Origin of the sequence: Pseudomonas sp. Pse79 (assembly GCF_024519615.1) — a bacterium.
GTDB classification, from domain to species: domain Bacteria; phylum Pseudomonadota; class Gammaproteobacteria; order Pseudomonadales; family Pseudomonadaceae; genus Aquipseudomonas; species Aquipseudomonas veronii.
In genome coordinates, this window is sequence record NZ_JALJRR010000021.1 from 81,435 (window position 1) to 104,506 (window position 23,072).

Here is a 23,072-nt window from a genome sequence, read left to right on the forward strand (position 1 = left end):
CTCGGGAGGCGCGTACACGCCATGGGACGTTTGACCACACACGTTTTGGACGCCGCTCACGGCTGTCCCGGCAGCAGCATCACGGTTGAGCTGTACCGCGTCGACGGCGCGCAACTGGAACTGGTCGCCACTGCCGTCACCAACAGCGACGGCCGCTGCGACGCACCGTTGCTGCAAGGCGACGCCTACCGCAGCGGTGTGTACCAACTGCAATTCAGCGCCGGCGACTATTACCGGGCGCGCGGCGTGCAATTGCCGGAGCCGGCGTTCCTCGACGTGGTGGTGCTGCGCTTCGGCATCAGCGCCGAACAGGAGCACTACCATGTGCCGCTGTTGATTTCGCCCTACAGCTATTCCACCTATCGCGGTAGCTGAGCCTCACCCCCTCGACGCTCTTCGTTGGTTTTTTGCCCGCCCACACTGCGGGCTAATGAGATGGTCACCCCCAACACCCTGTGAGGGCTACGCTTTCACGGGGTGTTTTGTTTTCGGAGGCCATCATCATGAGCGAGTCAACACTGATCGGTACCGATCTCGGCAAACACACTTTCCACCTGCATGGCCAGGATAAGTCGGGCCGCGAGGTCTTTCGCAGAAAATGCTCACACCAAAACCCTGCCTACTTGTAACGGTTCGCGCTTGAAAAATATGCGACTCGCATTCATCGACTTTCTGACACGCTAAGTACATCAGTGCTGCTTTGTGGCAATTGCACCAGGGAGTAGTTTCCAGTGTGATCGCCATGAAATATTTTGCATGACTAGGCTCTCATCTTTGGGAAATGTCCTATTTACTCTCGATTTTTATGTGTGCAGCCTTTGGCGCATCGTTTGAGCGTCTGCCCGCCGACGCGAGAACCTCGACCGGACTGATCCGCGATAATTAATCGAGGGAATATGGACATGACGATGCCCACTCAATGGCAAGAACAGATCGAACATGTCTGTGCCCACATTGGCATAAGCCAGATTGACTTACTGCTCGACCAAGCAGGATGGAGCCACCGTGCTGTGCCTGCCTTGGAGATGCTAACGCCAAAAGTCCCCTGGTTCTCGTTGTTCACCGGCACGTCAGAGCAAAACCTGTTGGATCAGGCCCCTCTGTTGATGCGTCTGGACTTGACGCAGTGGCGACATAAGGCCTGGCTGGAACAGTTGGTGGAGCATGCCACCGATGGCCGCCTAATGGTGGTGATCTCGTCATTGCCCTTCGAAGTTTTGAGTAAAGTCCTGCAAGGGTTTTCGCAATTGGCTTGGGGTGGACAAACCGGTTTGTTACGGTATTACGATTCACGCATCTTTCCCCTGCTGATGTCCTCGATCCTCACCGATCAGCAGCGCGCCGAGTTTCTGCAAGCCGCTGCTTATTGGGGCTGGCTTGATCGGGATAACCAGCCGCAGTGGTTACAAGGCACGAGGCTCACCCATCAAAGCAATATCCAGGTCAGTCCCTTCGTGGAAATGAACGATCAACAATTTGACCTGCTTGGTTGTATCAGCGATGCACAGCAACTGTTAAATGGCAAAAACTTTGATTTCCTGGATGAGAGCCGAGAGCGGCGTTTCGCGCTAATTCACTCACTTGTTGTGCAAGCGGGTCAGGAAAATTATTTCGGCGATTTAACCGAGTATGTGAAACAGAACTTAAGCAGAACCTAGGTGCCTGGATAGCCACTTTGCGCTGGGACAAGAGTGTATTGCATGCACAAGTGATTTGAATGGTTTGCGCGGTCAAGGTAATCAGCAAGGAAGTTGCTAGCGATGCAGTCGATAATAAAAAAAACAACACAAAAAGTCGCGTTTTACTTGTTGGGATTCGCGTTATCTGGGTGTTCTTCAGCGAACAATGAAATGGCAGGGGGAAACCTGCAAGCCATCAACCATACCATGCATGGTATTAACTGGATGTCGGTCAATGGTTACCGAGCGGACGGTGGTGGTGGAAGCTCGTGTTGCATCATCATGCCCGTCAAATGGCGTCCTGGCTTAAAGGCCCAGATTGAATGGGAGGTCGATCCTGAGCCGTCTGCAAAAATGCCCTCTGTAACATCAGATGAGTTCAGAGAGGTTTATGCCAAACATGCAGCCAACTATCAGCGCCACAGCACCACCGTGGATATTCCAGAGTGGCCTGGAACGGAGCGATGCGGCCTGAAGGTACACTTTTTGGTTTGTAACCAGATCAAGGTTACGAGCTCATGTTGGGCATTTAACTCAGAGCATTACCCGATTAAAGAACCCTCGCAAATGAAGGAGCCGGCCGTATGTCCGAAGTGAACAATAATTCAAAAGACAAAGCTTGGGGACCGCCAGTTTTTCCTGCTGCAGGGCGTTTCCCGACGAAAACATCGGATGTGACAGATAACTACAATAAGCAAATTGCTGAGCAAAATCGGCTTCAACAAAAACGTGACGATCAAGGGCGTCGCACACAGCGTTTTACCTGTTGTCATAGCCTGCATATCAGTCTGTTTTTCGATGGCACCAACAATAACGAAAAGAGCGACACCCAGAATGGTCATCCCACTAATATCGCCAAGCTGTTTCATGCCTCACTACGAGGTAAAGACGCGATGGGGCAGGGTTATTTTTCGTATTACATGCCCGGTGTCGGCACGCCATTCCCCGAAGTTGGCGAACTGGATTACAGCGATAGCGGGCTGCAATATGCCACTGGGGGGGAAGACCGGATCAACTGGGCCTTGGTACAGGTGGCCAGCGCGTTATCTTATGCTCTGAACAATAAAAGCGGAATTGATGACATTGTCGCCAAGACCAAGGTCGAGGCCATGAGCACCTGGAAGGCACCGCTGATGAGTGCTCTGGGTGAAGGCAATCGCCGCCGAATCATGAAAGAGCTGCTGGCCCCTTTACACGCTCGCAAGGACGAGGCCCAGCCTAAAGTGCTGGCGGTCAAACTGTACGTGTACGGTTTCTCTCGGGGAGCGGCAGAGGCTCGCACTTTTGTTACCTGGTTGAGTCAGTTGTTCGACACCCCAGAAGGGGATGAACTGCCAAAACAGGAACTGTTGGGCTTGCCTGTCAGCGTCGAGTTTCTTGGCGTGCTGGACACGGTGGCCTCGGTGGGTATTGCCCATGTAGCCCCATTCTTTGCTGGGCATATGGACTGGGCCGATAACACCCAGTTGCTACCGGATGCGCAGCGGTTCCCGGAACTGGTCAAGTGTTGTCGGCATTTTGTCGCGGGCTTCGAGCAACGCTCATGCTTTCCGTTGGATTCGATTCGTAACGAAAACGGCCAGTATCCGGCCAATACCTACGAAGTGGTGTACCCCGGTGTGCATTCGGATGTGGGCGGCGGCTACCCGAAAAATGACCAGGGCAAAGCTCGTGAAGGTACTCATGAGCTGGTGTCGCAGATTGTCTTGCACGACTTGTATGCCGCTGCTTTTGCAGCGGGTGCCCCTCTGCAAGTGCCAGAAGAGGTACTGCCGGACACGTTTAATACTAGCTCGGAGAGGTTGTGGAGAAAAATGGGGCCTGGGACTTCCTCAGAGTTTGTGGTCAGTCAGCAACTGATTGAGCGCTTCAACGCCTGGCGCCTCAAAACCCTATCAGGTGTTGCGGCTGACGAATCCGTCGAGGACTCGGCCTATAAGCCGCTGCGTTTGAACACCACCGTAGAAGACACCCTGGCCGATCAACTGGGCTGGATCACCGGTTGGCGTATTGGTCGTTACGTCAATGATCCTCAAGGTAATAACGACAGCTATAAGCGCCAGCCTTTTTTCACCCAAGCCAAAGAGGCGACGCCCTATCAGGAAACTACTGAGCGCGAACAGTATAAAAAAGACCAGGCTGATGCCGTGAAAATGCGGCGGGATAACCCTCAGTATCCCGGCCCACGAATCTATGAACCGCAGATTGATCAGACCCAACTCAGCCAAGCTGCCGAGGAATTCAAGTCTGACTACACCGGCCAGAAGCGTGAGCAATCCAGTTGGCAAGGCACGGTGACCGACGTGGTGTTACGCGATGCGATCTATTTACTTAACGAGAATGACGAGTCCAAGGACCATGACGCCCTCAAGACGGCGGGTGATCTGCGCAGTAAGCAACTGTTCCGTGATGCTCAAGGCACGTCCGGTGCAGACCCTGAGATGGCCCTACTGGTGGCGTTGTTCGATGACCAGATACACGACTCGCGGGCCTGGTTCATGCACGACAAGTTGAAGTCGAGGGAGTTGTGGGCCGGTTATTTCTTTTACCGCATGATCTATTTCGGCAATGACAATAGCCGTGATCTGTCCCCAGTCGTAGTGGCCGGTCGCATATTGGGCGTGGCGATGATTGCCGGGGCTACGGTGTATGGCATCAAGCGCCGTGGTGTATTAGGTGGTGTTGGCGGACTGGCGGCGGGCATTGGGGCGGCGACCATCGGCTACCAGGTGATCGATAAGGCCACTGGCCTAGTGGTACCGTTCTTGCCAGGCGCGGAACAACTCCTGCAACCAAGCAGCCATGTGGGTCAGGTCGCGTCGGAGCAAAAGCATCAGATTGAACTGGATGACTTTGCCCGACGCATGGAACGAACCACAGCCATGTTGCGCAAGACGGGCAGCTTGTTCGAACCGGATAGTGTCGTTTAAGACGCGAAAAATAAATCATTCTGGTCGATTACCCTACAAACCTCAGTTCCAATTTCAACTGATGGCTTTGATAATCGAGCTGCACCTTCTCGCTTCCCACCCCATTCAGCCCGCAACTGTTCTCGGCTGCCCAACCAATTGGCCAGAGCAGTTGAGGGTGTTCCAACAGATGCTGATTGATCAAATGGCAGACGCTGTCGGCCTTGGGTGGCAAACCTTCATGGCTGTGTAGCTGTTCAAGCAAAATGCGGATCGCATTGTCATCAGCGACTTCCTGCTGTCGATCTGCGAGCAGTTGCCAGATATATGGACGTCGGCTCGATAACCACTGCGCAATGTTCTGCGATGGGAGCAATATCGGAGGGGATGTTCAAGCGCTGACATATCGCGAGGAACTCGGTGACTTCAATAACCGTAGGGAATTCGAACTCTCTTGGCTGACGCTTTGTCTGGACCACCCGTTAATCAGTATTGCAAAAATGGGGGTGACCATAGATTTTATGCCGCTTGCGCATGCAACTATCTAGCGCCTTTTGCCCTGCGGCGCTGCCTAGGCTGGGTGTTTTCCTCATGCAGAAGAAAACCCCATGACCTCGTCCCCCGACCACGCGAGTGCTTCACCCGACACCGTTAATGCCGACGACCCGGACCTTGCCGCCCAAGTACAAACGCAGGCGATTCGCGAGCAACTGATACAGCGGATCAACGCCTACACGCACCCCAGTCGCCTGATCAATCGAATTGCGCTTGCCGACGCGCGTTGCGTCGCCGCGACACGCGCACTGGCGCGGCTGATAGGCCGTTCGCCGAAAGTCTTGACGGTCATCCGCGCCGAGCTGCGCAAAGCCTTCGAAATGGAACCGGACCACCTCTTGTTCAGCGAGCCCAAGCCGCCCGCCGCGCCGCGCAAAGTCGAGAGCCTGACCGAGCGGGCGTTGGCGTTGCTGGTCCTGCCGACGGTGATGATCAACGTCAATCAATTCACCGCCCTGAGTGTCAAAGACGCGCCGGAGCGGCGCTTGCCGTATACGCCGCTGGAAGCCCTGCGCCGCGTCGTCGCGCTGCAGCTGTTCGAGCGGCTCGCCCATGCGGTGAGCGCCTACTGGGACTGCCTGGCGCAGGGCACCTGGCTCACACGCCGGGAACGCTGGGTCGAGTTGCACACGGAGCTGTTTGCGGACCGGGCCTTTTTGGCGTGGCAACTGGACGAGCTATCGCGTGCGGGATTCGCCATGGTTCAGGCCCTGATCGATGCGCCCAGCGCCGAGGCGCGCCGACGTGCGGGCGGGGCTTGGGCTACGCTGCGCGTCGGCCAGTTGCTATGGCCGGGGGCATCGGCGGTCGCGATCCCAGGGGCACTGCATCTGTATCGCGAGGGCGACCCCAGCGATGCGCCGCACGTGGTTTACCTGCCGGGTGGGGGCCGCAACTTCTACGAGTACCCGTCCTTCGCCGCCCTGCAGGACGGCCTGCTGGCGCTGGACCGGTCGCGGTTCCACGCACTCTGGCAGTGCCTGCCGTTAAGTCGGCGCGATAACGTGTACCGCCCCGCTGCCTTGTCTGCGACGAGCGCCTTTATGCGCGGCCTGCCGCTGATGGCCGATGCGCTGGCGCTGGGTGCCGAGGCCTTGCTGAGTGGGCAATGGAGCAACGAGTTGGCGTGTGCGGCGAAGATGAATGACGGCTACGTGTTTTCCGAAGGGCGGCCTCGACTGCCGGATGCCGCGCCGTTTCTGGCTGCGGTCGAAGGGGCGAGGCAGCAATGGGTCGGCGGCGCTCGGCTTGGCGTGATCGGCGCGCAATTACTCAAGTGGGACCGGCAACGCCGAGGCGCAGAAATCATCTTCGCCAGCACGGCCTCCGGCCTGGCCCTGCACACGGCACAGCGTCAGGTCGCACGCTACGAAGATGCGCTGCTCGCGCTGCTGGTCCCGGCTGATCCCAGCGCGGATACCCTGGCGTACCGGGTCATTGCGTCGCTGATGAGCCAAATTGACGTGCATATCCAAGCGTTGAATACGTTGATGCAAGATGCCGGGCAACGGCTGCTGGAGTTGGCTTTTTGGGCTGAACGTCCGGGGGGAGCCGGTACGCCCAGGCGCGTGTCGTTGTTCATGCAGGCCCAAACCGCGGCCCTGCGTTGCGAGGTGGAGTTGCAACACCGCCTCAAGCTGATCAGTACGGCGCATCGCGACCTGATGATCGAGGTGGTCGACCAACCGTTGGCCAGCCGCCGCCCGGGCAGTCTTGCCCAAGTGCTGTCGATCGCGGTGGGCAGCGCGCCGGACGCTTTCTACCCGCTCCATAACGTGTGGGTGGTGACCACGGCTGCGGCGCTAGAGCGCTCGTCGCGCCAACTGCCGGTGGTGCTTTACGCTTTCGGCATGGAGGGTGGGATCAAGGCGTTTGCCGGGCTGGACGCGTTGACCCGCAGCCTCAAGGCGAGCCTGAACAGCCCAGATGACTCGGTGTTGTGGCGCTGCGTCGAGCACGATAAACGCGCCGACCTGCGCGCCCATGCCGCCGCGCAAACACTCGGCGTGCGCTACGTTGAAATCAACGGCAAGCCCGCGCTGGCTGCGCTCAAGAAACTGCTGGGGAGCTACGACCGCTTACACCGCAGCAGCGAGGACATCACGCGGGTGTTCAGCGAAGTGACGGATGCCGACCTGAGCCGCGCGCTGCTGATGGTCGATCTGGAAGCGCAGTTGAAGATCCCGCCCAATAATGCCCTGAGCCAGGCGCTGGCCAATATTGAGCTGCTGCGCACGGCGGCGTCTGAGGCGAAAACGCTGCCCGCCTGGCTCGCGCACGCACCACGGGCCCAGCGTCAACACTTCAAGCGCTTGCTGCGCTTGTACCTGGGCAACGCGTTGGCCTTCAAAAGCCGGTTGGAGCAATGCTTGCCTGATCTGAACACCTTTGCCCGGCGCACCTTGATCGCCCGTTTGCGCGAGGACGGTTTTTTTCCGCAGTTGGATATCGACCAAGCGTTGATCGAGATGCCCGATGATGTCCACGGCGCTTTCTGTGGCTGGACCAGTGGCTGCGCCGTGGGCGATCGCCGCATCGTGCTGACCCCGACCGCGACGCGCACCTCCTTCAGCCTGCTGCAACTGGCGCTGCATAACCTGGACCCGCTGGCACCCTGGACGCAGTGGCGATTCGATCACGCGCGTTATCTGCAACCCGAATGGAAACAGCGCCTCAATGCCGCTTACTTGATCGACCTGGTGTCTTCGCTGGACATCGGTGGCCGCTACGATGCCCTGATCCAGCGGGTTTTTTATCCCCGTCGTGAAACCGACCGTGTGCTCAGCAACGGACGTATCCCTGGGTTATTGAATCGCGCCTTGCAAGCGGGCGCTGCATATCACCTGTTCGATGCGGTGCAACGGGGGCTGACGGCAACGGCACAAAGCCTGTTCAAGACGGCGATGGCGGCACGCACGCCGCAGGACCTGTCGAGCAGTCAGCCCGCGCTGCAACTGTATGTGGTCCATCTGGTCGGCCACACCCTGCAGCATGATCGCTATGTCGCAGGGATCGTCGCGGTACATGACCCGCGTACCGACCTGTGCGTGGTTTACTGGCCCGATGCGCCGCCGGCCCTGGTCCTGACCGAGTACGGCAGCTTGCAACAGGCCCATGCTGCATTGAACCGCATCGGTGCGATACCGGATAACGTCAAGACACTGGCGCGGCAGATCGCGCCGGGCTGGGCATTCGAGGCGCTCCCCCAGCCACCGGAGGGTGTCGATGCGCGCGCCCAGGCCGCCAAAACGCTGAAAGCCATACCGGCGTTTTTCATGATGAAGGGCATCTGGCGGGGGATCGACTTCGTGCGCTCATTCGGCATCAAGCACCTGGAACCTGCGGTGGTGCTCGAGGAGATCGAAGCCCAGACCCTTGAACAGATCGCCAGTGCTCCGCAGGACTGGCTCGCGCTTGTGGCCGTGTCCCATTGCAACGCCCAGGCATTGCTTTACCACGCCAGCGTGCAGGAGTTGCAACGCCGCACTCAAGCGGCCAGTCATTCCGGCAAGGCGTTGGAGCACTATCGGAACCAGCGCCTGAATGAGCAGGGCGATACCCGCGCACGGGCGCTGGTGGGGTTTTTTTCGCCGTTGTACGGGACGTTCAATGACTTCCATGAGCTGCTGCTGGTGTCACGGCGTTATCACCGTTTCGGCGACCCCCGGGACGCGGTCGATGTGGGTTTCATGAGCGCCTTTATGGTGATCGACGTGTTGCTGAACTTTGTCCCCGGCCCCAGGAAAGTCGGACGTGTCGGCGCAGGTGTCGCGCGGCCGGCGCTGAGGGCCGTGCTGGGGCGGCTACATCGTTTACGGATGGCGACGGATGCCGGGGTTTCCCGCGTGGCAACGCCGCCCGTGACTCGGCTCAAGGCCTTGGATCGCTTCAAAATCAACGGCGTGCCTGAGGGCGCCGTTGCGCTGAAAGGGCCGGACACGGCAGGCGTGCAGGTGAAACACGGTGAGCTCTTTGTGGCGGACGACACCCACACTTACCCCCTTTACCGCCGTGGAGACGAACCGGCGTTTCGCCTGAAGAACCCGCAGGCACCGGGGCAGGACGAACTGATTTTGCACATCCACCAGTCCAAGGAATGGTTACTCGGCGCGGATGCACCGCAACCGGTCGCGGGCACCAGTTCCGGGGTGCTCAACCCATGGCGTCCACCCGTGACGCCGCCACCGGACTGGCGCCCACCGACGGTGCGCGCCGCTACGGAAAGCCGCATTTATCGCTCGTCCGCGCCGAACACCGAGTGGTTCGCTTGGCGTGCGCGCGTGCCCACGGGCCAAGTGCCTGACTCCTCGGCGTTCGGCACGTTTCATGTGCATATGGACCCGCCGGGGTTTCCCTACGATGTCATCTATATCGGCGCCCAGTACGACCGCCCGACGGCATCGGGGGTGGGTTATTACCGGGTACTGGCGCCGGGGGACAGTGCGCCCTGGAGCGGCCTTGCATTCATTACCAAGGATGAACCGCTGGTGTCACTGGCCCGGGCGGACCTTGAGCGTTGGACAGACACTGCGCTGGAGGAACAGCCCATCCCGGTATCACGCACCCAGGCGGGCGAGTGGCGGCTGCATGCGCCGTTGTTCGACACGCCGTTGGAACGGTCTGTCGCCACGGCGTTCCCGAACCTTACTACCCATAGCCGCAGCATGGCCGTCGCCCGGCTGGTCGAACTGGCCGATACTTCTCGCTCGGCGACGGCCAGCCACCTGCTCAATGTGCGTGCAGCGCTGGACAATTGGTTGACCCCCACCGCCAACCGGCTTGGCCAGACCGATGATTTGCTGAGAATGCTGCGGCCCACCGAAAGCAGCGGCCGATCGATCTATATCGGCTTCGACGGCAAGGCACCGGGCTTCACTCGCGTCGACTTCAACGTCGCCGGCCTGGACCCGACCCTGCGCACCGGCGGCCGCGCGCGTGCGCCGCAGCGGGAGATTGCACAGCGCGCAGCCGTCAAGCGCGTGCTCGAACAGCAGGGCTTCGACGTGCAGGAACTGCAGGTCATGCGCGGCAAAAAGCCCAGCCATGAATTGCTCGTGACACATTCGCGCTGCGGTTCAAACAAACTGTACTACGTGTCGTTGCATTGGCTTGGGCGCGGCTCTGTGCCGTTGGAAAACCGCCTGACAGACCATTGGTTCAATGCCGCGATCATCAGACACCCGACCTCGCTGGCGTTGGCTGCGGTCAAGAGTGCGCTGCGGGAAAACCGTCTGGTTCGGATCGCCGCCGGCATTCAGTGGCAGTCGACGGGGTCGGTCCGCCCCAGCGTGTATTTTGTCAAAGTGACCCCGCTCTGACATTGAGCAGCGAGACCGCGCCAGCCGCCCCGAACAGCCCGGCACTGGTGCGGTTGAACCAGCTCTGGCCGTTGCCGCTACGCAGATAACGTGCCGCGCCGTGGGCGCCAAGGCCGTAGGCGAGCTTGCACAACAGGTCGAGCACGGTCCAGGTGGCGATCATCACCAGCAGTTGCGGCAGAAACGGCTGCTGGCTGCTGAGGAACTGCGGCAGGAAGGCGGCGAAGAACAGGATGTCCTTGGGGTTGCTGGCGCCCAGCACAAACGCACGGCCAAACAAGGCGCGAAAACGCGGCGTGGCGACGGCCAGGGGCACCACCGCGCCGTGGGCCGGTTGGCGCGATTGCTGCCAGCTCTGCCAGGCGAGGTAAAACAGGTAGAGCGCGCCGACTATCTTCAAGGCGCTGAACAATTGTTCCGACGCGAGCAACAGCGCACCCAGGCCGAGTGCCGAGGCACTCAACAGGCAGATCGAGGCGAACACGCCGCCGAGGAACGCCGGGTACGAACGGCGCAGGCCGTAGTTCAAGCTGTTGCTGATCATCAGCAACGACAGGGGGCCGGGGATCAGGATCACCACCAGCGCGGCGCCGCTGAACAGCAGCCAGGTTTCCAGGTTCATTCACAGTGCTCCTTTCACGCAAAAGCCTCACCCAACGGTGAGGCGGTTTCTTCGGGGGTTGCCGACCTAGAGGAAGATGAATTTCGCGATAAAGATCGCGCACAGCACCCACAGGCTGACGGAAATTTCGCGGTACTTGCCGCTGCCGGCCTTGAGCGCCACGTAAGTGATAAAGCCCAGGGCGATCCCGTCGGCGACCGAGAAGGTCAGCGGCATCATGATCGCGGTGACGATCGCCGGAATGCTGTCGGTGGCGTCGTCCCAATTGATATGGGCCATGCTCGCCATCATCAGCATCGCCACATAAATCAGCGCGCCGGCGGTGGCATACGCAGGAATCATGCCCGCCAGCGGCGCGAAAAACATCGCCGCCACAAACAGCACGCCCACGGTCACGGCGGTCAGCCCGGTACGGCCGCCGGCGGCGACACCGGCGGCACTTTCCACGTAGCTGGTCACCGGCGGCACGCCGACCATGGCGCCGAACACGCTGGAGGCGCTGTCGGCCTTCAACGCACGGGACAGGTTGTGGATCTTGCCGTCGGGGTTGACCAGCCCGGCCCGTTGCGCGACGCCCATCAGGGTGCCGGCGGTGTCGAACATGTGTACAAACAGAAAGGCGAACACCACGCTGATCATGCTCACATTGAATACACCCATCACGTCCATGGCTAACCAGGTCGGTGCCAGGCTCGGCGGGGTGGCGAGGATGCCGTTGTAGTGCACCAGCCCGAGGCCCCAGCCGGCGAGGGTCACGGCGATGATGCTGATGAGAATCGCGCCGAACACCCGGTGGTAGCTGAGGATGGCAATCAGTAGAAAGCAGATGGCCGCCAGCAACGGTGCCGGCTCGTGCAGCGAACCGAGCTTGATCAGGGTGGCCGGGCTGTCGACGATGATGCCGGCGGTTTTCAGGCCGATCACCCCGAGGAACAAGCCGACACCGGCGCCCATCGCGTGGCGCAGGCTCACCGGAATGCTGTTGAGCAGCCATTCGCGGATGCGCGACAGCGTCAGCACCATGAACAACACGCCGGAGATAAACACCGCGCCGAGGGCTGTCTCCCAGGTGTAGCCCATGGTCCCGACCACGGTGTAGGTGAAGAACGCGTTCAAGCCCATGCCCGGCGCCAGACCCACCGGCCAGTTGGCGTACAGGCCCATCAGCAGGCACCCCAGCGCGGCAGCGATGCACGTGGCGACAAAGGCGGCGCCGTGATCGATACCGGCATCGGCCATGATGTTCGGGTTGACGAAGATGATGTAGGCCATGGTGATAAACGTCGTGAGGCCGGCGATCAACTCGGTCTTCACTGTGGTGCCATGCACGCGCAGTTTGAACAGGCGTTCGAGCCAGCCGCTGTCGGCGGCGGAGAGGTTCGGCGCGGCGAGGTCCAGCGGGGCTTCGGATTTGCGGCTATCCACAGCAAGTACTCCTCAAGCATTTTATTGTTATGGTCAGCGCGCAGGCGCTGTGAGGTACTGGCGGGTTTGTTGACTGATAGGTCAGGAACTCGCACGAAGCGAATTATGCTTTTGTATACAAAAAAAGCAAATAATGTTTTCGATTGTCTGCGCAAAAAAGGATGAAAGGCTAATTCACCGCACTCAACGCCTGATTGACCGCCAGCCAGCCGTTCACCGCGGCTTCCCCCGCTTCATTGAAGGCGCGCTGCAACAACTTCACCTGTTCGCGGCGCAAGGACTGCTCGAAACGCAGGCCTTCGGCGCTCAATTCCAGCAGGCGTTTGCGCTTGTCGGTCTCCGACGCGATGCTCTGCACCAGGTGCATTTCCTGTAATTGGCGCAGCGGCATGTTCAGCGCCTGCTTGCTCACGCCGAGCAATTCCAGCAGTTCCTTCACGCTCAGGCCGGGGTAGCGCGCGATAAAAAATACGATGCGCTGATGCACCCGGCTCAGGCCCCGGCGCTCCAGCATTTCGTCGGCCTTGGCGGTGAACGCCTGGTAGCCGAAGAAGAACGCTTCCATGGCGGTTTGCTGGCTGGTCTGGTTTTTAAGGTCAAGCATATTGACGTATCCACACAAGTCGTCGTAATTTCGGTCAACCAGTTTGACGTATTTTCCACAGGCTTTGCTACCGGTGACCCTATGGCCTTCTCAGAACGTGTTACGCGCCTCAAAAGCTCCTTGATCCGTGAAATCCTCGCGGCGGCCCAGCGCCCGGAAATGATGTCGTTCGCCGGTGGGCTGCCGGCCGAAGCGATGTTGCCCGCGTTGAACTGGGACGACATGCCGGTGAACATCGGCCAATACGGCATGAGCGAAGGCGAGCCGCAGCTGCGTGAATTGCTCGCCGCCGAGGCGCGTGCATTGGGTGTGCCGTGCCAGGCCAGCCAGGTGCTGGTGGTCAGCGGTTCCCAGCAGACCCTGGACCTGGCGGCCAAGCTGTATATCGACAAGGGCACGAACATCCTCCTGGAAGGCCCGACCTACCTGGCGGCCTTGCAGATTTTCCAACTGTTCGGCGCCGAGTGCCTCACCGTACAACTGGAAGCCGACGGCCCGGACCTCGCCGCGTTGCGCTCACGTCTCGAACGCTACCGCCCAGCGTTCATCTACCTGATCCCGACGTTCCAGAACCCGTCGGCCGTGCGTTACAGCGAGGCCAAGCGCGAAGCCGTCGCGGCGCTGCTCGATGAGTTCGACGTGACCCTGATCGAAGACGAACCGTACCGCGAACTGACCTTCGACGGCGGCAGTGCGCAGCCCATCGCCGGCCGCCTGAAAAAGGCCAGTTGGATCTACACCGGCACCGTGTCGAAAACCTTGTTGCCCGGCCTGCGCGTCGGTTACCTGATCGCCAGCCCCGACCTGTTCCCGCACTTGCTCAAGCTCAAGCAGTCGGCCGACCTGCACACCAACCGCGTCGGCCAGTGGCAGGCGATGCAGTGGCTCGGCAGCGAGAAATATCAACAGCATCTGGTCGAGCTGCGCGGTTTCTATCGCGCGCGCCGGGATGCTTTTCAGGCGGCACTCGAGCGGCATTTCGGCGAATTGGCCGACTGGCAAGTGCCCCAGGGCGGATTATTCTTCTGGTTGACCTTGAAACAGCCGCTCGACACCCGCACCTTGTTGGCTCCCGCGCTCGATCAGAACGTCGCGTTCATGCCCGGTGAACCGTTCTTTTCCGAGCCGGACCAGCACCTTGGCTCACTGCGGCTCAATTTCAGCCATATCGACCCGTCCCGTCTGGACGAAGGTCTCAAGCGCCTGGCCGCAGTGGTCCGTCAAGCACAGCACGCGCGAGCGGCATAAGGGGAGCCCCATGTACAAGGTTTATGGCGATTACAAGTCGGGCAACTGCTACAAGGTCAAATTGATGCTCAACCTGTTGGGCATCCCGTATCAATGGGTGGATGTCGACATCCTCAAGGGCGACACCCAGACCGCCGAATTCCTGGCCAAGAACCCCAACGGCAAGATCCCGGTGCTGGAGCTCGAAGACGGCACCTGCCTGTGGGAATCCAATGCGATCCTCAATTTCCTCGCCGATGGCAGCGAGTTTCTGCCGACCGAACCGCGCTTGCGTACCCAAGTGTTGCAGTGGCAGTTCTTCGAGCAGTACAGCCATGAGCCGTACATTGCGGTGGCGCGCTTTATCCAACTGTACTTGGGGATGCCAGAGGATCGCCTCGACGAATACAAAACCACCCACAAGGGCGGTTACAAGGCGTTGAAGGTCATGGAGCGCCAACTGCAAAGCACGCCGTACCTGGTGGGCGAGCAGTATTCGATTGCGGATATTGCGCTGTATGCCTACACCCATGTGGCACATGAGGGCGGTTTTGACTTGACGCCTTACCCGGCGCTGCAGGCATGGCTGAAGCGTGTGGCCAGCCATCCCAGACACGTGGCGATGCTCGACTGACTCACTCGGTCAATTGTGGGAGGGGGCAAGCCCCTCCCACATTTAGCTCAGTGGTGTGTCGGATAATTTGTCATGCAGCAAGTCGAAACAGCGCTGCGCCGCCGGGCTCAGCGCCATCGCGCTGCGACTGATCAGCCCGATCTCGCGGTTCACGCCGGGATGATCGATGCTGATGCGCTTCAATCCCTCCAGGCTGTCCGCCGCCGACTCCGGCAGCACACTGATCCCCAAGCCCTGACGCACCAGCGCCAATACCGTCGACATGTAGTTGGCCTCCATGCCCGCGTTCATCGTCAGGCGCGTCTCATCAAATAGCGCTTCGACGTGTTCGCGCACACTGCTGTCGCGCCCGGTCAGGATGATCGGCTGATCCGCCAGTTGCCTCAGGGTCAGCGCCGGATAGCGGGCGAGGGGATGATCCAGCGGTACGAACGCGCACAGCCGATCATTCAATACCGGCACGAACGCCAGCCCGTGGTTCAGCCGTGCGCGCACGCCGATGCCGAAGTCCACCTTGCCCGAGCGCACCTGGGCATGAATGCGATGGGCCACCAGGTCATGCAGGCGCACTTCGATCCCGCCGAAGCGTTCGCGAAACAGGCGCAGCGCGGGCGGCAGGGCGCCGGCGCACACCGAGGGCAGGGCGGCGATGGTCACCACGCCACGACGTAACGCCGCGAGGTCGCGGGAGCCGGTGACGATGTTGTCCAGGTCCAGCAGCAGCTTTTCCATCGGCCCGCGCGCTTCCTGGCCGGCGGCCGTGATGCTGACATGCCGCGGGCTGCGGTCGAGCAGGGCGACGCCGAGCCAGTCCTCGAGTTGCTGAACCTGCACGGTGAGCGCGGACGGCGACAGATGCAGTTCGTTGGCTGCCTTGGTAAAGCTGCCGGTACGCGCGACAGCGAGGAAGGCTTGGATGTGTTGGATAGAGTTCTTCATTTTGTTTTTCCGAACACTAGCTGGTGAATATTCCAATTTACAAAGACTAACGCGTTTCCAATACTCCAGGGAAAACAATAACCGGCCACCAAGGCCGCTCTGGAGTAACCCATGCTCGCTACCCTGGGTGTCATTACCATCCTTTGCTTGCTCGCTGCCGTCATGAGCAAACGCCTCTCGCCCCTGGTGGCGCTGATCGCCTTGCCGATCATCGCTGCGCTGCTCGGCGGGTTCGGCCTGCAAACCAGTGCCTTCATCATTACCGGGATCAAGAACGTTGCCCCGGTGGTGGGCATGTTTGTGTTCGCGATTCTGTTTTTCGGGATCATGACCGATGCCGGCATGCTTGACCCGATCATTGATCGCATCCTGCGCACGGTAGGGACGCGTCCTACACGAATTGTCGTTGGCACCGCGACCCTCGCCTTGCTGGTCCACCTGGACGGTTCCGGCGCGGTGACATTTCTGGTGACGGTGCCGGCGATGCTGCCGCTGTATACGCGGCTGGGCATCGACAAACGCATCCTCGCCTGCGTCTGCGCGATGGCTGCCGGGGTCAACTTCCTGCCGTGGACCGGCCCGGTGCTGCGCTCGTCGGCGGCGTTGCATGTGCCGGTGGCGGATCTGTTCCAGCCGCTGATCCCGGTGCAGATCGTCGGCCTGATCTTTGTCTTCGCCTGCGCCTGGTGGCTCGGCCATCGTGAAGAAAAACGCCTTGGCCTGGGCGCCGGTTCGACGGTGGATGCCGTGCCGCAACGGGTGCTCAGCGACGACGACATCAAGCTGCGACGCCCGCGGCTGTTCTGGGTCAACCTGATGCTCACCGTACTGGTGATGGTGGTGATGATCGCCGGCTGGGTCGACCCGGTGGTGATGTTCATGCTCGGCACCGTGGTCGCGCTGTGCATCAACTACCCAAATGTCGACGCCCAGCGCGCACGCATCGACGCCCATGCCAAGACCGCCCTGACCATGGCCAGTATCCTGCTCGCCGCCGGCGTGTTCACCGGCATCATGCAAGGCACCGGCATGCTCAAGGCGATTGCCGAAGTGGCGGTGGCGCAGATTCCGGCCGGCCACGGCAAGTTGATCCCGGCAGTGGTGGGCTTTATTTCCATGCCGCTGAGCATGTTGTTCGACCCTGATTCCTACTATTTCGGCGTGATGCCGGTGATCGCCGAAGTCGGCAAGGCCCTGGGCGTCGACCCGCTGCAAGTGGCCCAGGCCTCGCTGCTGGGCGTACACACCACCGGTTTCCCGGTCAGTCCGCTGACCCCCGCGACCTTCCTGTTGGTGGGGCTGTGCAAGATCGAGCTGGCCGATCACCAGCGCTTCACTATTCCGTTTCTGTTCGTCGCGTCGGTGTTGATGACCCTGACCGCGTTGCTCCTGGGAGTATTTTGAGATGAAAACCTTGCGCATCGGTTCCGGCGCCGGCTATTCCGGCGACCGCATCGAACCTGCCGTGGAACTGGCCGAACAGGGCGACCTCGATTACCTGGTCTTCGAATGCCTGGCCGAACGCACCATCGCCTTGGCGCAACAGGCACGCATCAGCGATCCGCAGGGCGGGTATGACCCGTTGCTGAGTGAGCGCATGCGCCGGGTGCTGCCCTTTGTCGGTGAGCAGGCAGGTCGCCGGCGCTTGCGCGTGATCACCAATATGGGCGCGGCCAACCCGGTGTCGGCGGCCGTTGAAGTGCGGCGCATTGCCAATGAGCTGGGCCTGAGCCTCAAAGTCGTGGCGGTGGTGGGCGATGATGTGCTCGACGTGTTGCGCCCCGAGCAGGTGTTGGATAACGGCCAGACCCTTGGCTCGCTGGGTGCGCGGCTGATTTCCGCGAACGCCTACCTGGGCGTCGACGGCATTCTGCAGGCGTTGCGCGCCGAGGCTGATGTAGTGATCACCGGGCGCGTGGCCGACCCGTCGCTATTTCTGGCGCCGCAGATGTTTGCGTTCGGCTGGGCGACTGACGATTGGTTGCGCCTGGGGCGTGGCACGCTGGTCGGGCATTTGCTCGAATGCGCGGGGCAGGTCAGCGGCGGCTATTTCGCCGATCCCGGGTTCAAGGACGTAGACGACCTGGCGCGCCTGGGCTTCCCGCTGGCCGAGATTGATGCCGAGGGCAACGCCGTGATCACCAAAGTGAGCGGGTCCGGCGGGCGCGTCAGCCGCGCTACGTGTACTGAACAATTGATCTACGAAGTACACGACCCGGCGGCCTATCTGACGCCGGACGTGACGGCCGACTTTTCCCAGGTGAGCTTTGTCGAGGAAAGCGTCGACCGGGTACGCGCCCAGGGTGCTGCGGGGCGGGCGCGGCCGGAACGGTTGAAAGTCAGCGTGGGTTACCTGGACGGTTGGATCGGCGAGGGGCAGATGTCCTACGGCGGGCCGGGAGCCGTCGCACGCGCCGAACTGGCGCGAGAGGTGGTGCTCAAGCGCCTGGAACTGATGGGGGTGAAGATGCAGGACGTGCGCGCCGAGTTGATCGGTATGGACTCGCTGCACGGCCCGCGCAGCCGCGTCGAGCCGTGGGAAGTGCGCCTGCGCGTCGCTGCGCGCTGTGAGGAACGCCGCGAAGCGGTGCGGGTCGGCAATGAAGTGGAAACCCTCTACACCAACGGCCCGTCCGGCGGCGGCGGTGCCAGCAAGAGCGTGCGCCAGGTGGTGGCGGTGGCCTCGTTGTTGTTGCCGCGTGACGCCGTCAACCCGAGGATCGAAGCATGAAGCTGCATACCCTGGCCCATTCCCGCACCGGGGATAAGGGCGACACCTCGAACATTTCGATCATTGCCTATCGCCCTGAGGATTATCCGCTGCTCTGCGAACAGCTCACTGCCGCGCGCGTGACGGCGTTCTTCGCCGGGCTGTTGGAGCCGGGTGCGGCGCCGGTGCGACGCTATGAATTGCCCAACGTGCAGGCGCTGAACTTCGTGTTGCCGGGGATCTTGCGCGGCGGCGTGACCCGTTCGCTGGCGCTGGACGCCCATGGCAAGTGCCTGGGCTCCGCATTACTGGACATGGAAATCCCCCCTCTGTAGGCGCGAGCCAGCTCGCGAAAATCGTCAACGATAACGAGGGGAACCTGACACCCAGCGGCGTCCTCAGGTTTTTCGCGAGCAAGCTCGCTCCTACAGAGGAGAGGGCGTTTGTCAGGCGGCGGCGAAGCGCTTGTCCAGGTAATCGATGATCACCTTGGAGTCATACATCCAGGTGGTCTGGCCATTCTCTTCGATGCGCAGACACGGCACTTTGATCTTGCCACCTTGCTCCAGCAGGGTCTGGCGATCCTGTTCGTTGTTCTTCGCGTCCTTCAACGCTACCGGCACATTCAGGCGATGCAGGGTGCGACGGGTCTTCACGCAGAACGGGCAGGCGTGGAACTGATACAGGGTCAGCTCCTTGGCGGCCGCGTTGACCTGCGCTTGCTGCTCGGCGGGGCGCTGCTTTTTGCGTGGACGGGTAATGTAGTCGCCCGCGATGATGACGTGGCCGAGGCCCACTCGAAGTGCTTTGACGAACATGGCTGAAACCTCTTGCCCAGAACAGAGGGCCGCATCTTACTTGATTTGTGGGGGCGAAAAAAAACCGGCGATGAACGCCGGCTTTTTCCTACCCGACCGGTTATTTGATCAGGCTGAGGAATTCGCTGCGGGTCGCCGCGTTTTCGCGGAACTCACCCAGCATCACCGAGGTGATCATCGACGAATTCTGTTTCTCCACACCGCGCATCATCATGCACATGTGCTTGGCTTCGATCACCACGGCCACGCCCAGGGCGCCGGTCACTTGCATCACGGCATCGGCGATCTGGCGGCTGAGGTTTTCCTGGATCTGCAGGCGGCGCGCATACATGTCGACAATCCGCGCGACCTTCGACAGGCCCAGCACTTTGCCGCTCGGGATATACGCGACGTGGGCCTTGCCGATAAACGGCAGCAGGTGGTGTTCGCACAACGAGTACAACTCGATGTCCTTGACCAGCACCATTTCGCTGTTGTCGGAGCTGAACAAGGCACCGTTGGTGACTTCTTCCAGTGTCTGTTCATAGCCGCGGCAAAGGTACTGCATCGCCTTGGCGGCACGCTTTGGCGTGTCGAGCAGGCCCTCGCGGGTAACGTCCTCGCCGAGTTGGCCGAGGATCGCGGTGTAATTCTGTTCCAGGGACATGAAACTACCTGTGGGATTTTCGCAAAGCGCAAGGGTACGGTGGCCGACCCATCGCTGCAAGCCTGACGATGGCACGGGTTACTCGTCGCGCCCTTCCAGCATGGTGCGCTTGAGCATCACATACACCGCGCCGGCGCCACCGTGGCGGGGCTGGCAGGAGGTAAAGCCGAGTACTTGGGCATGCTGGCGCAGCCAGGTGTTGACGTGGCTCTTGATCATCGGCCGCTTGCCGTCCAGGCGCACGGCCTTGCCGTGGGTGACGCGCACGCAGCGGATCTCAAACCGGGTGGCTTCGGCGAGGAAGGCCCAGAGGGTTTCCCGGGCTTTTTCCACGCTCATGCCGTGCAGGTCGAGGCTGCCTTCGAAGGGGATCTGGCCGGTCTTGAGCTTGCGTATCTGGCTTTCCTGCACGCCGTCGCGGGCCCACATCAGCTCGTCTTCGGGGCCGACGTCAATCACGAACTGGTCCGACAGACCGTCCACGGTGGTGGCGTCAGTGCGTACAGTCGCGGCCTGGCGCAGCTTGGCGATCTGCGCTCGGTCACTCTTGGGTTTGCCGGTGTCGGCGCGGTCGTGCTTGATCGGCTTGACGCCGCGCAGCTCGTTTTTGAACAGGGAAAAATCGTCGTCTTGCATGTCAGCCTCCGCGAGGGGCGGGCAGTTTACCTAAATCGCGGCGGCCGGGGCGCAGGAAACGCTATCCAAGCGCCATCAGTCGTGCTTTTTCATCAGGTGCGAGGCGATGTTCAGCGACAACGGCTGGCGCATCCGCCGCCGGCTGCGGCGCCATAACCACACGCCGAACCACAGCACCAGCAGGCCGCCCACCAACAGCATCGCCGAGCCACCGGGGCTGGCATTCAGTTCGCCCAGCGCCGGGGAATGCCCCGACAAGCCCGCGCCACCGGCGACCGCCAGCAGCACACCTATGATCGCCAGCAGCGCGGCAATGCCGGCTACCAGGCGCAGACGCCAGTTGCTCGGGCCCTTGGGGCGCAAGCGACGAGCATCAAAACCATCGGATATCTTCATTCCGACCTTTCCTCCAGGGTATCGGCCCTTCGACCGGAAGATACACAGGTTGTTCCGGCGCCAGAGGTAATTGCAGCAAATGACAGGCATTTGCAGATGAGCGGGGCCTCGAATCGGCCGCACCGCTCATTTCGGGGCAATCAGATCAGGTCTTTGGTCAAGGCGAGGGTGGCGAAGTTGTCGGCCATGATGGCCATTTCGGTTTGTTGCACATGCTCGGCACTCAGGACGCCGCCCTTGTAAGGCAGGTCGCGGGTGGCGCAGGCGTCTTCCACCAGGGTGCAGCGAAAGCCCAGGTTCTTGGCGGCGCGCACGGTGGTGCTGACGCTGGAGTGGCTCATGAAGCCGCAGACGATCAGGTCCAGGGAACCGAGGTCCTGCAGGTGTTTTTCCAGGCCGGTGCCGTGGAACGCGCTGGGCAGCAGTTTACCGATGATGGTTTCGTTGCCCATTGGCTCCAGGCCGGGAATGAATTCGCCGCGCTCGCCTTGTGGGTCAAACAGGCCGCCGACGGTGCCCAGGTGGCGCACATGCACGATCGGGCGACCGGCGTTGCGCGCCGCAGCGACCAGTTGCTTGATATTGCCCACCGCCGCATCCATGCCCGCGAGGGCGAGTGGACCGCTGAGGTACTCCTTCTGGGCGTCGATGATCACGAGGGTCGCATGGCTGAGATTGGCCGCTGCATAACCTCGACCGCTGATTTGAAACATCGTCTTTGGAACGGACATTCTGGGGGCTCCTGTGAGGGGGGCTTTTGCGCCATTGTCCACTGGCTGAGCGGTTCTGTGAATCGCTTCCATCGTAAGCTACGCCGTTGCTGGCGTGCAGCCGTGTCAAGCGGTGCGGTTGTTTGACGCAATGATGGCAAATTGGATGAAATCCGACATACGGTTGAGGCTCTTCGCACGTCGTCGCTACAGACGAAGGCTGTTAGAATCGCCAGTCGTTTTTTCCAGGAGTCTGCCCCCGTGATCACTTCCCGCCTGCGCACCTTGCGCGACCATATCCGTTGGGCTGTCAGCCGTTTCCATGGGGAAGAGCTGTTTTTCGGGCACGGTACCGACAACGCCTGGGACGACGCCCGGCAATTGGTGCTCGGTGCCTTGCATCTGCCCTGGGAAATTGCCGACAGCTACCTGGATTGCAACCTGGAAGAAGAGGAAGTTTCCCACTTGCAACGGCTGCTGCACCGTCGCATTCATGAGCGGGTGCCGACAGCCTACTTGATTGGCGAAGCCTGGTTCTGTGGCATGTCGTTTATCGTCGACGAGCGCGTGCTGATCCCGCGTTCACCGATCAGCGAACTTATCGAAAACCGCTTCGAACCCTGGCTGGCCCAGCCGCCGGCACGCATTCTCGACCTGTGTACCGGCTCCGGTTGCATCGGCATCGCCTGTGCCTACGAGTTCCAGGACGCCGAAGTGGTGTTGGGTGACGTGTCGTTCGAAGCGTTGGAAGTGGCCAATCAGAACATCGAGCGCCATGGCGTCGACGAGCGTGTGTATACCGTACAGGGCGACGGTTTTGACGGGCTGCCGGGCCAGCGCTTCGACTTGATCGTGTCGAACCCGCCGTATGTGGACGCCGAAGACTTCGCCGACATGCCGGACGAGTACCAGCACGAACCGGAACTGGGCCTGGCCTGCGGCGACGATGGCTTGAACCTGGTCCGGCGGATGCTCGCCGAAGCGGCGGACCACCTGACCGAGAAGGGCTTGTTGATCGTCGAAGTGGGTAACAGCCAGGTGCATGTCGAGGCGCTGTACCCGGAAGTCGACTTCGCCTGGCTGGAGTTCCAGCGCGGCGGGCACGGTGTGTTCATGCTCACGGCCGAGCAGTGCCGCAACCATCAGGCGGTATTCGCCGCCCGGGTTTAATCGACCGCTCTGACGTGTGGGAGGGGGCTTGCCCCGGTACAGACCGGAGACATCCTTTACGTTTGAAACCGGAG

The 23,072-nt window shown here is 60.9% G+C and carries 20 protein-coding genes and 2 pseudogenes; 13 read left to right on the plus strand and 9 right to left on the minus strand.

Annotated elements, in window-relative coordinates; all coding sequences use genetic code 11:
- The first annotated feature begins 21 nt into the window (after positions 1–21).
- The 6 genes and pseudogenes from uraH to NR164_RS23120 all read left to right on the plus strand — a co-directional run bounded on the left by uraH (position 22) and on the right by NR164_RS23120 (position 10,461).
- Positions 22–375: a hydroxyisourate hydrolase gene (uraH, locus tag NR164_RS23095; protein WP_017845823.1), complete on the plus strand. Its 354-nt coding sequence runs from the start codon at positions 22–24 to the stop codon at positions 373–375.
- Positions 376–503: 128 nt separating this feature from the next.
- Positions 504–611 (plus strand): annotated as a pseudogene (locus NR164_RS23100) (IS110 family transposase); the annotation flags it as partial.
- Positions 612–902: 291 nt separating this feature from the next.
- Entirely contained in the window at positions 903–1,658 is a 756-nt protein-coding gene (locus NR164_RS23105; protein WP_052735820.1) for a DUF4123 domain-containing protein, read from the plus strand.
- A gap of 102 nt (positions 1,659–1,760) precedes the next feature.
- On the plus strand, positions 1,761–2,276 hold the full coding sequence (locus NR164_RS23110) for a DUF3304 domain-containing protein (RefSeq protein ID WP_082643800.1): 516 nt from the start codon (positions 1,761–1,763) through the stop codon (positions 2,274–2,276).
- Entirely contained in the window at positions 2,264–4,609 is a 2,346-nt protein-coding gene (locus tag NR164_RS23115; RefSeq protein WP_256823309.1) for a DUF2235 domain-containing protein, read from the plus strand. Before NR164_RS23110 ends, NR164_RS23115 begins: the two co-directional genes overlap by 13 nt.
- Positions 4,610–5,196: 587 nt before the next feature.
- Positions 5,197–10,461, plus strand: a complete 5,265-nt coding sequence (locus NR164_RS23120; RefSeq protein ID WP_256823310.1) for a dermonecrotic toxin domain-containing protein — start codon at positions 5,197–5,199, stop codon at positions 10,459–10,461.
- Here NR164_RS23120 and NR164_RS23125 read toward each other — a convergent pair.
- From NR164_RS23125 to NR164_RS23135, 3 genes are all read right to left on the minus strand, one after another.
- Positions 10,442–11,083, minus strand: a complete 642-nt coding sequence (locus tag NR164_RS23125; RefSeq protein ID WP_057003890.1) for a LysE family translocator — start codon at positions 11,081–11,083, stop codon at positions 10,442–10,444. The two genes, NR164_RS23120 and NR164_RS23125, sit on opposite strands and share 20 nt — an antisense overlap.
- A 66-nt stretch (positions 11,084–11,149) precedes the next feature.
- Positions 11,150–12,481 (minus strand): NCS2 family permease, encoded by a 1,332-nt coding sequence (locus NR164_RS23130; protein ID WP_164887040.1) that lies wholly within the window; start codon positions 12,479–12,481, stop codon positions 11,150–11,152.
- Between the two features lie 196 nt (positions 12,482–12,677).
- Positions 12,678–13,112: a MarR family winged helix-turn-helix transcriptional regulator gene (locus NR164_RS23135; RefSeq protein WP_079444424.1), complete on the minus strand. Its 435-nt coding sequence runs from the start codon at positions 13,110–13,112 to the stop codon at positions 12,678–12,680.
- An 81-nt stretch (positions 13,113–13,193) separates the two neighbouring features.
- On the opposite strand from NR164_RS23135, the gene NR164_RS23140 reads away from it, so the two are divergent.
- Both NR164_RS23140 and NR164_RS23145 read left to right on the plus strand, forming a co-directional pair.
- Positions 13,194–14,360: a PLP-dependent aminotransferase family protein gene (locus NR164_RS23140; RefSeq protein WP_017845832.1), complete on the plus strand. Its 1,167-nt coding sequence runs from the start codon at positions 13,194–13,196 to the stop codon at positions 14,358–14,360.
- A 10-nt stretch (positions 14,361–14,370) separates the two neighbouring features.
- Positions 14,371–14,973, plus strand: a complete 603-nt coding sequence (locus NR164_RS23145; protein ID WP_017845833.1) for a glutathione S-transferase family protein — start codon at positions 14,371–14,373, stop codon at positions 14,971–14,973.
- A gap of 42 nt (positions 14,974–15,015) precedes the next feature.
- On the opposite strand, the gene NR164_RS23150 is transcribed toward NR164_RS23145, so the two are convergent.
- A complete protein-coding gene (locus NR164_RS23150) occupies positions 15,016–15,912 on the minus strand; it encodes a LysR family transcriptional regulator (RefSeq protein ID WP_256823311.1) in 897 nt (298 codons plus the stop codon).
- 111 nt (positions 15,913–16,023) lie between these two features.
- On the opposite strand from NR164_RS23150, the gene NR164_RS23155 reads away from it, so the two are divergent.
- The 4 genes and pseudogenes from NR164_RS23155 to NR164_RS23170 all read left to right on the plus strand — a co-directional run.
- Positions 16,024–17,316, plus strand: coding sequence for a CitMHS family transporter (locus tag NR164_RS23155; RefSeq protein ID WP_256823312.1), 1,293 nt, complete (start codon positions 16,024–16,026; stop codon positions 17,314–17,316).
- 1 nt (position 17,317) lies between these two features.
- Positions 17,318–18,643: an acyclic terpene utilization AtuA family protein gene (locus NR164_RS23160; RefSeq protein ID WP_256823313.1), complete on the plus strand. Its 1,326-nt coding sequence runs from the start codon at positions 17,318–17,320 to the stop codon at positions 18,641–18,643.
- Entirely contained in the window at positions 18,640–18,957 is a 318-nt protein-coding gene (locus NR164_RS23165; protein WP_046382567.1) for a hypothetical protein, read from the plus strand. The genes NR164_RS23160 and NR164_RS23165 overlap by 4 nt, the downstream gene beginning before the upstream one ends.
- A pseudogene (locus NR164_RS23170) lies at positions 18,927–19,052 on the plus strand (outer membrane lipoprotein carrier protein LolA); the annotation flags it as partial. The gene NR164_RS23165 and the pseudogene NR164_RS23170, both read left to right, overlap by 31 nt.
- A 16-nt stretch (positions 19,053–19,068) precedes the next feature.
- On the opposite strand, the gene NR164_RS23175 reads toward NR164_RS23170, so the two are convergent.
- The 5 genes from NR164_RS23175 to NR164_RS23195 all read right to left on the minus strand — a co-directional run bounded on the left by NR164_RS23175 (position 19,069) and on the right by NR164_RS23195 (position 21,849).
- Positions 19,069–19,440 (minus strand): glutathione S-transferase N-terminal domain-containing protein, encoded by a 372-nt coding sequence (locus NR164_RS23175; RefSeq protein WP_017845838.1) that lies wholly within the window; start codon positions 19,438–19,440, stop codon positions 19,069–19,071.
- Positions 19,441–19,540: 100 nt separating this feature from the next.
- The gene (gene folE / locus NR164_RS23180; RefSeq protein WP_017845839.1) at positions 19,541–20,086 is read right to left on the minus strand and encodes a GTP cyclohydrolase I FolE; all 546 of its coding nucleotides are present in this window, start codon (positions 20,084–20,086) and stop codon (positions 19,541–19,543) included.
- A gap of 78 nt (positions 20,087–20,164) precedes the next feature.
- Positions 20,165–20,722 carry a Smr/MutS family protein gene (locus tag NR164_RS23185; protein ID WP_017845840.1) on the minus strand — a complete coding sequence of 186 codons (558 nt, stop codon included), beginning with the start codon at positions 20,720–20,722 and terminating at the stop codon, positions 20,165–20,167.
- 75 nt (positions 20,723–20,797) lie between these two features.
- Entirely contained in the window at positions 20,798–21,118 is a 321-nt protein-coding gene (locus NR164_RS23190; RefSeq protein ID WP_046382569.1) for a hypothetical protein, read from the minus strand.
- A 140-nt stretch (positions 21,119–21,258) separates the two neighbouring features.
- Positions 21,259–21,849 carry a cysteine hydrolase family protein gene (locus NR164_RS23195; RefSeq protein ID WP_026139885.1) on the minus strand — a complete coding sequence of 197 codons (591 nt, stop codon included), beginning with the start codon at positions 21,847–21,849 and terminating at the stop codon, positions 21,259–21,261.
- Positions 21,850–22,089: 240 nt separating this feature from the next.
- On the opposite strand from NR164_RS23195, the gene prmB reads away from it, so the two are divergent.
- Entirely contained in the window at positions 22,090–22,998 is a 909-nt protein-coding gene (gene prmB / locus NR164_RS23200; protein ID WP_017845843.1) for a 50S ribosomal protein L3 N(5)-glutamine methyltransferase, read from the plus strand.
- The last annotated feature ends 74 nt before the right edge of the window (positions 22,999–23,072 follow it).